8 protein-coding genes are annotated in these 9,706 nt (G+C 72.4%); 6 read left to right on the plus strand and 2 right to left on the minus strand.

The window, feature by feature from the left end; all coding sequences use genetic code 11:
• Positions 1–1,702, plus strand: a 1,702-nt coding sequence (locus tag ACTHLI_RS00735; RefSeq protein WP_440180766.1) for a glycoside hydrolase family 3 C-terminal domain-containing protein, incomplete at its 5' end; no start/stop codon positions are given.
• Positions 1,703–1,712: 10 nt separating this feature from the next.
• Here ACTHLI_RS00735 and ACTHLI_RS00740 read toward each other — a convergent pair.
• Both ACTHLI_RS00740 and ACTHLI_RS00745 read right to left on the minus strand, forming a co-directional pair.
• A complete protein-coding gene (locus ACTHLI_RS00740) occupies positions 1,713–3,233 on the minus strand; it encodes a family 43 glycosylhydrolase (RefSeq protein ID WP_440180768.1) in 1,521 nt (506 codons plus the stop codon).
• Positions 3,234–3,310: 77 nt separating this feature from the next.
• Positions 3,311–4,327: a VOC family protein gene (locus ACTHLI_RS00745; RefSeq protein WP_440180770.1), complete on the minus strand. Its 1,017-nt coding sequence runs from the start codon at positions 4,325–4,327 to the stop codon at positions 3,311–3,313.
• A 333-nt stretch (positions 4,328–4,660) separates the two neighbouring features.
• Here ACTHLI_RS00745 and ACTHLI_RS00750 point away from each other — a divergent pair, with 333 nt between their 5' ends.
• The 5 genes from ACTHLI_RS00750 to ACTHLI_RS00770 all read left to right on the plus strand — a co-directional run.
• Positions 4,661–5,638, plus strand: coding sequence for a fumarylacetoacetate hydrolase family protein (locus ACTHLI_RS00750; protein WP_440180771.1), 978 nt, complete (start codon positions 4,661–4,663; stop codon positions 5,636–5,638).
• Entirely contained in the window at positions 5,635–6,630 is a 996-nt protein-coding gene (locus ACTHLI_RS00755) for a cyclase family protein (protein ID WP_440180773.1), read from the plus strand. Before ACTHLI_RS00750 ends, ACTHLI_RS00755 begins: the two co-directional genes overlap by 4 nt.
• Positions 6,631–6,655: 25 nt before the next feature.
• Complete coding sequence (locus ACTHLI_RS00760; protein WP_440180774.1) at positions 6,656–7,798, plus strand: FAD-dependent monooxygenase; 1,143 nt, start codon at positions 6,656–6,658, stop codon at positions 7,796–7,798.
• Entirely contained in the window at positions 7,795–8,829 is a 1,035-nt protein-coding gene (locus ACTHLI_RS00765) for an amidohydrolase family protein (RefSeq protein ID WP_440180776.1), read from the plus strand. Before ACTHLI_RS00760 ends, ACTHLI_RS00765 begins: the two co-directional genes overlap by 4 nt.
• A partial coding sequence (locus tag ACTHLI_RS00770; protein ID WP_440180778.1) for a fumarylacetoacetate hydrolase family protein occupies positions 8,829–9,706 on the plus strand: 878 nt, incomplete at its 3' end. The genes ACTHLI_RS00765 and ACTHLI_RS00770, both read left to right, overlap by 1 nt.

Here is a 9,706-nt window from a genome sequence, read left to right on the forward strand (position 1 = left end):
GTACCAGGGAGCGTCGCTCGCCGATCCCGACGCGCTCGCCGCCTGCCTGAAGCACTTCGCGGGCTACGGCTTCGCGGAGGGCGGCCGGGACTACAACACGGTCGACATGTCGGAGCAGCGGCTCCGGAACGTGGTGCTGGAACCGTTCCGGCGCGCGGTGGCGGCCGGGGCGGCGAGCGCCATGGCGTCCTTCAACACGCTCTCGGGCGTGCCCATGCACGCCAACGGGCGACTGCTCGGCAGCGTGCTGAAGGACGAGTGGGGCTTCCGCGGCGTGGTCGTCGGGGACGCCGACGGCGTCGCGCAGCTCGTCCAGCACGGCGTCGCGACCGATGCGGCCGATGCGGTCCGGCTCGCCCTCGCCGCCGGGCTCGACATCGAGATGGGCGGCAGCGTCGTCGGCGACGACGGCCCGGCGGTCGGCCCCGGGGATCTCGATCCGGCCCGGGTGGACGACGCGGTGCGGCGGGTGCTGCGGCTCAAGGAGGCACTCGGGCTCTTCGAGCACCCGTACGTCGACGAGTCGCAGGAGCGGACGGCCCCCACGGCGGCATCCCGAGCCGCCGCGCTGGCGGCCGCCGAGCGGTCGATCGTGCTGCTGAAGAACGACGGGGACCTGCTCCCCGCCCGGCCCCGCCGGCTCCTGCTCACCGGCCCGTATGCGACGAGCACCGACCACCTCGGCGCGTGGGTGCAGCACTTCGCCGCCCGCTCGGGCTCGCTCGACGTCGCGCTCCGCGCCGAGCTGCCGGATGCGGAGCTCACCGTCCTGCCGGGCACCGGCTTCCTCGCCGAGGAGCCGGGCGGTCTGGACGCGGTGCTCGACGCCGTCCCCGGCCACGACCTCGTGGTCGTCGCGGTCGGGGAACCGGCGATCCTGTCCGGCGAGGCGGCATCCCGCAGCGATTTGCGCCTGCCGGGCGAGCAGGAGGCGCTCATCCGCGCGGTCGCCGCGACGGGTACCCCGTTCGTCGTGGTGACGCTGTCCGGCCGACCGCTCGATCTGAGCGGGTGGCTGCACCTCGCTCCCGCGGTGGTGCACGCGTTCCACCTCGGACTCGAGGGGCCCGCGGCGCTCGCCAGGGTGATTACCGGCGCGGCCGACCCCGGCGGCCGGCTGCCGATGTCCTTCCCGCGCTCGGCCGGGCAGGTCCCGGTCCACCACGACCACGAGTCGACCGGGCGCCCTGCGACGACCGGTGGCGCGATCGGCTTCGACGCGGCCGATGTCGCGATCGTCGGGCCCAACAACACCGACGACCACTTCACGTCGAAGTACCTCGACCTGCCGCTCGGCCCGCTCCTGCCGTTCGGGCACGGCCTGTCGTACACCCGCTTCGTCCTCGACGGCGCCGCGATCGAGGCGACCGAGGTGCCGCTCGGCGAGGTGCTCGCCGGCCGTCGGGTCGTCGTCACCGTCGAGGTGACGAACACCGGCGATCGCACGGGCGACGATGTGGTGCTCGTCCAGGTGCGGGACCACGTCGCGTCGATCGCGCCTGCGGTGGAGCGCCTCCGGGGGTTCCGGCGCGTGACGCTCGATCCCGGCGCGTCGACGATGCTGGAGTTCGAGCTCGGCGCGGAGGACCTCGGGTTCTGGACGAACGACCCGGCCGGGATCTTCGTGGTCGAGCAGGGCGACTTCACGATCACCGTCACCGACGGCACGGGATCGCGCCCGCTCCCCCTCCGCCTCGTCTGACGGCCCGGACTCAAGGGAGCGCGCGGTACCGGAAGTCGCGGAACCGGACCGAGCCCTGCCCGGCGGCGCAGAGCGAGGGACGGAGGCTCAGGAGGTCGCCGGCGGTGTTCGCGTGGTAGCCGGAGGTCTCGAACCGGATCCCGTGCCGGACCCACTCCCCGGCCGGCTCCCGGTACCAGGACGTCACGATGTGCCGGTCGTTCCGGATGCGCAGCTCGAGCGTGCGGGCGCGGGGCGCCGGCTCGCGCCAGTGGCTCGTCCGGCCGCCGTTGTACGTCCGCATCCCGTCCCCGCCGATCCCGAGCCCGAGGAAGAGCGCGCTGTTGAAGAACAGCAGGAGGCCACCCTCGGCGTCGCCCTCCAGCTCGGCGGACACGGAGACCTCGTACGCGAGGTCGCCGGCGATGACGGTGAGCGGCGACGCGTCCGCAGGCGTCGAGCCCTTGCCGGCCAGCACGAGCCCGTCGCCGTCGAACCGGACGCGCTCCTGCTCGTCCCGCCCAGGCGCATGGAAGGTCCACTGCGCACCGAGTCCGGGTCCGGCGAATGCGTCCGAGAGGGGCATGCCGTGCCGATGACCCGCCGGCGCGATCGGCTTGCGCAGCGGTGCACCGAGGTCCGGTGTCGGCGCCCGGAGCCACCCGTCCTCCGTCCACTCGACGGGTTCGAGCAGCACCTGCCGGCCGAGCGTGCGGTACCCGTGCTCATAGCCGTGCGACACCATCCACCAGTCGCCGGACGGCCCCTCGACGACCGTGGCGTGCCCGCGCGACCACCACGGCTCGTCAACGCTCCGGGTGCGCGCCACGGGGTTGCCGGGATCGTGCTCCCACGGCCCGTCGATCGACGCGGCACGGGAGACCGTCACCATGTGCCCGGTCGGCGGTCCGGCGGTGCCGCCGACGGCGCTGACCAGGAAGAACCGGCCGTCGTGGCGGAGGAGCTTCGGCCCCTCGAGCGAGTAGGCCTCGGTGATCCAGTCGTCCGGGTACCGCCAGCCCTCGTAGACCTGCTCGACCGGCCCGTCGGTCGAGAGGCCGTCGTCGGTGAGCCGGACTCGGCTGCCGCGGCTGAGGAACAGGTAGCGCTTGCCGTCCTCGCCGACCACGTGGCCCGGGTCGATGTAGGACTCGATGCCGAGGTCGATCGGATCGCTCCACGGACCGGTCATCGACGGCGCGGTGATGACGAAGATGCGCGGCGTCGTTCCGAAGTCCTCCGCCCACGGCGCCGGGATGAAGGGGATGTAGATGAAGAACCGGTCGCCGTACTTCGCGATGTCGACCGCGAAGGTGACGGCGAGCGGCCGCTCGAGCGCGAAGCCGGCGGACGTCCAGTTCACCAGGTCACGGGAGTGCAGGATCTGCAGCCCGGGCGCGGCGTCGAACGACGACCAGGTGAGCCAGTAGTCGTCGCCGTCCTTCAGGATCGCCGGGTCCGGGTGGTCTCCCGCGAGGATCGGGTTGCGGAAGGTGCCGTCACCGAGGTCGGCGATGCGCTGCCCCTCGAACCCGCTGCCCCACGTGCTCATACGTCCCGAACCTCCTCGTCATCGGCACCGCTGCGTTCGGCCGCACCTGCCAGGGCAGGTGCGGCCGAACGCTCGGGTCAGCCCCGGCCGTGCTCGGCGTACGGGTTGAGCAGCGCGTCCCGGATCTCGTCCGGCACGCCCTCCTCCGTGGCCGACGGGCCGTCGGCCGGCGGGAACGACTCCGTCATGGACATCGGCATCGCGCTGTTCCGGTAGAAGTTGTTCGACCCCTGCGACGGCTTCCAGGTGTTCGCCTGCCAGTCCGGCACGTAGTTGCGGTACCCGCCGGTGTTCACCTCGATCCGCAGGCTCGACGGCTCACGGAAGTAGAGGAAGTTCTGCTCGCCGATGCCGTGGATCGAGGGGCCGTACTCCATCGGCGTGCCGTTCTCCATGAGGATGTCCGCGGTCTGCAGCAGGTCCTCGCGGGTGTCCACCCAGAACGCGTAGTGGTTGACCCGGCCCTCCCGCGTCGAGCCGTCCAGGACGACGCCGAGGTCGTGCGACTTCTCGTTCGTGGTGAGCACGCTGAACACGGAGAGCGGCGCCTCGTCGAGGACGGTCCGGGCCATGAAGCGGAACCCGAGGACCTCCGTGTACCAGGCGACGAACGCGTCCACGTCGCGCGCGGCGATCGTGACGTGGTCGAGCTGGCGAGGCGCTCCCAGCACACGGCTGCGCCGGGCGGGCCGGTCCGGGTAGATGGACGCCTGGTCGCCGGTCGCCTTGTAGTGCTCGACGTCCCAGTGCAGCGTCATCACGTGGCCCTGGGGTCCAGTGAAGCGGTATGCGCGGCCGATGACGTGTCCATCGACCCATTCGCCGGTAACGCCCTTCGCCTCGATGGCCTTGACGGCCTCTGCGAGCGCCTCCGGGCTCGTCGTGCGCCACGCCATCGTGTCGAGGGACGGCTCGGAGCCCGGCTTCACGACGACGGAGTAGCGGTAGTAGTCGCCCCAGCAGCGCAGGTAGACGTCGTCACCGATGCGGTCGACGACCGTGAGGCCGACCTGCTCCTCGTAGAACTTGACCGATGCCTCGACGTCCGGCGTGGTGATCGCCACGAACGAGAGATGGGAGAGCAGCTTGATCATCTTCGATCCCTTTCCGACCACTTCCGTCGCGGCCCGTACCAGATTCGGCACGGAACGCACATCAGGGAAGACGAGATCGACGATCCTCCACATCAGTCGCACTGATGCCTGCGACTCCACCACGAGCACTTCGGCAGGCCGATTTTGCTTCGGCAGGCCCGAACCGCCGGTTCCAGCCTGCCGAAGTGATCTCGGCCTGCTCAAGTGCTCACGGTTCGACGCCTGCGCATCAGCCGCGGTGATGTCGGGCATAGCCGACACCGTCTGGCCTGATGCCGCTCGTGCCCGCAGCATGGACCACGCCAGTGCCGGCCGACGACTGAAGGAGCGACGATGCCCCTCGACCACGACGTGCTCCCCGCGTTCGCGATCGTCCGATTCCGGCGGGGCGAAGGGGCGCCGGCCGAGCCGGGTGTCCTCGCCGACGGCCGCGTGCATCCGCTCGACCTCGCCGCGGTGGGTGCCGTCTCGCTCAACGACGTGTTCGCGCGCTGGGCGGAGGTCGAGGCCGACGTCCGCGCGGTCGGCGGCTTCGAAGGGGGCTTCGCCCTCGACGCCGTCGTGCTGACCGCGCCCGTCGAGCCCCGCCAGGTGCTGCAGACCGGCGCCAACTACCGCACGCACGTGATCGACCTCGACCTCGCGCACCGACCGAAGGACGACCCGCGCAGCGAGGAGCAGGCCCGCGCCGAGATCGCGAAGATCATGGACGACCGCGCCGCGAACGGCGAGCCGTACTTCTTCATCGGCCTGCCGCAGACCGTGGTCGGCGACGACCAGGACCTCGTGCTCCCGTCGTACAGCGACCGGCAGGACTGGGAGCTCGAGCTCGCGGCGATCATCGGTCGCCCCGCGTTCCGGGTCTCGCGGGCGGAGGCGCTCGACCACGTGTGGGGCTGGACGATCGTCAACGACATCACCACCCGCGACCGGGTGTTCCGCCGCGACATGCCGGCCATCGGGACCGATTGGTACCGCGCGAAGAACGCGCCCGGCTTCAACCCGTGCGGGCCGTTCGCGGTCCCGGCGAGCGACGCGCCCGCGCCGGAGGCGTTCGCGCTGCGCCTCGACCTGAACGGCGAGACGATGCAGGACGCCACCACCGAGGACCTGCTGTTCGACGTGCCGGCGCTCGTGTCGGCCGCCTCGCAGACGCTGCCGCTCCTCCCGGGGGACCTGCTGTTCACGGGCAGCCCGGCGGGCAACGGTCAGGCACGGGGGATCTTCCTGAAGCCGGGCGACCGGATGGCCGGGTCCATCACGGGCCTCGGCACCCAGCAGGTGACGTGCGTCGCGGAGGAGGACCGATGACGGAGCGGCCGACCACGGATCCGGCGGCGCTGAACCGCGCTGACCCCGCGAGCGAGATCGCCCGCGCGGCCGACGCGTACCGCAACTGGGGCCGGTGGGGCGAGGACGATCGGCTCGGCACCGCCAACCTGATCACCGATCAGGACCGCGCCGCGGCCGCCGGCCTGGTGCGGCGCGGGCGCGCCTTCAGCCTCGCCCAGGCGTTCGACGAGAACGGGCCGCAGAACGGCTGGCGGCGCCGCACGAACCCCGTGCACACGATGCTCGACACCGGGCTCGACGCGGAGTTCGGCGACCAGGGCTTCCCGCACGGCATCGGGGGCGCCGATGACGTCGTGGCGATGCCGCTGCAGGCGTCGACGCAATGGGACGGGCTCGGCCACATCTTCGATCGCGGCAAGGCGTGGAACGGCCGGTCCGCCGGCCGCACGGTCACGAGCGAGGGCGACCAGGTCACGGGGATCGAGCACATGGCCGCCGCGCTCACCGGCCGCGGCGTGCTCCTCGACGTCGGACGGCACCTCGAGGAGTCCGGCGAGCTGGCCGACGGCTACGGCATCACCGCCGAGGACCTCGACGCGACCATCGCCGCCCAGGGGCCGTCGAGCGAGGTGCGCCGCGGGGACCTCCTGCTCGTCCGCACCGGGCGCCTCACCCGCGCGCGGCGGGAGGGGTGGCAGGCGTACGCCGGCGGTCCGAGCGCAGGCCTGTCCTTCACGACCGCCGGCTGGCTGCACGAACACGACGTCGCCGCCGTCGCGACGGACACCTGGGGCTTCGAGGTGCGGCCGAACGAGTTCGACGTCGCCTTCCAGCCGCTGCATCAGATCGCGATCCCGAACATGGGCCTCACGATCGGCGAGCTCTGGGACCTCGACGAGCTCGCGGCCGACTGCGCCGAGGACGGGGTGTGGGAGTTCCTGCTCGTCGCCGCCCCGATCCCCTTCACCCGTGCCGTCGGTGCACCCGTGAACCCGATCGCTCTCAAATGACCACCCGGATGCGAAGGAGCACCCCATGACCGCCGTGGAATCCGTCGCCGTCGTCGGAAGCGGATTCGCCGGCGCCGCCGCCGCGATCCTGCTCGCCGAGGACGGCGTCGACGTCGACGTCTTCGATGCCAAGGCCGAGGTCGGCGCCGTCGGCTCCGGCATCACGATCCAGGGCAACGCCGTCCGGGCCCTCGATCGGCTGGGGGTGTGGGATCGCCTGAAGGACCACTCGTACGCCTTCGACGAGGTGGGCCTCCGCGCTCCCGATCCGGCAGGGACCGTGCTCGCGGTCGTCCCCGATGCGAAGACCGGCGGCCCCGACTACCCCGCGACCATCGGCGCCTACCGGCCCGACGTCGCCCGGCTCCTGGTGGAGCGCGCGGAGGAGGCCGGCGCCCGGATCCACTGGGGCGCCCGGGTCGAGGGCCTCGAACAGGACGACTCCGGCGTCGACCTGATCTGGAACGACGGGTCCGGTCTGCACCGCGACCGCTACGACGTCGTCGTCGGCGCGGACGGCCTGCACTCCACGATCCGCGCGGTCCTCGGCATCGACGTGCAGCCGAAGCGCATCGGCATGGGGATCTGGCGCGCCTTCGTGCCGCGTCCCGCGGACGTCACCCGCACCGACCTGATCTACGGCGGTCCGTGCTACATCGCCGGCTACTGCCCGACCAGCGAGGACCGCATCTACGCCTACCTCGTCGAGGACGCGCAGGAGCGGACGGTGCTGTCGCCGGAGGAGCAGGTCGCGACCATGCGGCGACTCGCCGAGGCGTACCACGGGCCCTGGGACGAGATCCGCGCCTCGCTCGACGAGCACGCGGTCGTCAACTACACGTGGTTCACCCAGCACCTGATCGACGGGCCGTGGAACCGCGGCCGAGTGGTGCTCATCGGCGACGCCGCCCACAGCTGCCCGCCGACGATCGCGCAGGGAGCGGCGATGGGACTCGAGGACGCCCTGGTCCTCGCCGACCTCCTCCTGTCGGCCGACGCCGTCGACGACGGGCTCTGGCAGCGGTTCAGCGACCGGCGGCTGCCTCGGGCGACCGCGGTCGTGGAGGCCTCGATGCAGCTCGCCGAGTGGCAGCTGCAGCACAAGCGCGACGGGGACGTCCCGGGCCTCATGCGGCGCGTGGCCGAGCTCGTGAGCGTGCCGGCATGAGCGCGACCGACACCGCGGTGCAGCGGGTCATCGATGTGCACGCCCACGTCCTGCTCCCGGCGCTCCAGGCGGAGGTCGCCGAGCGGGATCCGGAGGGATTCCGGGCCGCGCAGGAGCTGGACCTCGTCAGGCAGGGCCCGGTGTCGTCGGCCGCGTCCGGCGCGATGATCCGCGAGCGCTTCGAGCGGCTGACGCGACTGCCGCGCCGCCTCGCGGACATGGACGCGACCGGCGTCGACGTGCAGGTCGTCTCGCCGTCGCCGTCGCACTACTACCCGTGGGCCGGGGTCGAGCTGGCCGAGCACCTCGCGCGGAGCGCGAACCAGGCCGTCGCCGACCTCGTCGCGCAGGCGCCGGACCGGCTCGTCGGCCTCGGGCTCGTGGCGCTCCAGCACCCCGAGCGCTGCGCGCCGCTGCTCGAGCACGCGCTCGGCCTCGGCCTCGCCGGCGTCGAGATCTCGTCGTTCGCGCCCGGTGTGGAGCTCTCGGAGGAACGCCTCGACCCGTTCTGGTCGGCTGCCGAGCGAACGGGCGCCGTGCTGTTCCTGCACCCGTTCGGCTGCAGCCTGGACGAGCGGCTCGACCGCTTCTACCTCTCCAACACGGTCGGCCAGCCGGCCGAGAACGCCGTCGCGCTGTCGCACCTCATCTTCGGCGGCGTGCTCGACCGGTTCCCCGGCCTCGTCGTGGTCGCCGCGCACGGCGGCGGCTACCTGCCGACGTCGATCGGCCGCAGCGATCACGCCTGGCGCACGCGGCCCGATTCGCGGTCCTGCGCCGAACCGCCGTCGAGCTACCTGCGTCGGCTCTGGTTCGATTCCCTCACCCACTCCCCCGAGCAGCTGCGGGCGCTGATCGCGGCCGCGGGAGCCGACCGGGTCGTGCTGGGGTCGGACGACCCCTTCGACATGGGCGACGAGGACGTCGTGGGCAGCGCCCGTGCCGCCGGACTCGACGCGGCGGCGCTCGAGGCGGTCCTCGGCGGGACCGCGTCCCGCCTGCTCGCCGGCGCGAAGGCGGTGGTGCGCTGATGCGGCTCGCCCGCTGGCGGCAGGACGGCCGCGACCGCGACGGGGTCGTCGTCGACGATCGGCTCGTCGAGCTCCCCGACGGCCGGACGACGCTCGACGTCGCCCGGGACGGGCTCGACCGAGCGCTCGAGCTCGGCGAGCGGCTCGGCGCATCGGTCCCGCACGACGCGCCCTCCGTGGGGTCCGTGCAGCTGCTCGCCCCGCTCATCCCTCCGGCCATCCGCGACTTCGTCGCGTTCGAGGAGCACGTGGAGGGCATCACCCGCAGCGTCGACAACGCGACCGGTGTGCATCCGCAGTGGTACGAGGCGCCGACGTTCTACTTCACCAACCCGCATTCGCTGCTCGGGAGCGGCGAGCCGGTCGTCCCGCCGGCGACCGAGCGGCTCGACTTCGAGCTCGAGGTGGGTGCCGTGATCGGCGGCGTGGACGGCAGCGACGGTCGACGCCACTCCCCCGAGCAGGCCCCGCGCCACCTCTTCGGCTACACGGTGTTCAACGACTGGTCCGCACGGGACGTGCAGTCGCGCGAGATGCAGGTCAGGCTCGGGCCCTGCAAGGGCAAGGACTTCGGCACGACGCTCGGGCCGTGGATCACGACGGTCGACGAGCTCGCCGATCGGTTCGACGACGACGGCTTCCTCGACCTCGAGATGGTGGTCGCGGTGAACGGCGAGGAGATCGGCCGGGACACGCTCGCGGACATGGGCTGGCCGTTCCGGGATCTGGTGGCCTACGCCTCCCGGAACGCCCGGGTGGTGCCGGGCGACGTGCTCGGCTCCGGGACCGCCGGCAGCGGCTGCCTCGGCGAGCTCTGGGGGCGCAACGGCGGGCTCACACCGCCCCCGCTGCAGGAGGGCGACGAGGTGACGATGAC

Source organism: Amnibacterium sp. (assembly GCF_051956055.1).
GTDB lineage: Bacteria > Actinomycetota > Actinomycetes > Actinomycetales > Microbacteriaceae > Amnibacterium.

Coding starts and splice junctions, on each gene's coding strand:
- ACTHLI_RS00745 (WP_440180770.1), bottom strand. CDS start 4,327: ATGATCAAGCTGCTCTCCCATCTCTCGTTCGTGGCGATCACCACGCCG.
- ACTHLI_RS00760 (WP_440180774.1), top strand. CDS start 6,656: ATGACCGCCGTGGAATCCGTCGCCGTCGTCGGAAGCGGATTCGCCGGC.
- ACTHLI_RS00755 (WP_440180773.1), top strand. CDS start 5,635: ATGACGGAGCGGCCGACCACGGATCCGGCGGCGCTGAACCGCGCTGAC.
- ACTHLI_RS00750 (WP_440180771.1), top strand. CDS start 4,661: ATGCCCCTCGACCACGACGTGCTCCCCGCGTTCGCGATCGTCCGATTC.
- ACTHLI_RS00740 (WP_440180768.1), bottom strand. CDS start 3,233: ATGAGCACGTGGGGCAGCGGGTTCGAGGGGCAGCGCATCGCCGACCTC.
- ACTHLI_RS00765 (WP_440180776.1), top strand. CDS start 7,795: ATGAGCGCGACCGACACCGCGGTGCAGCGGGTCATCGATGTGCACGCC.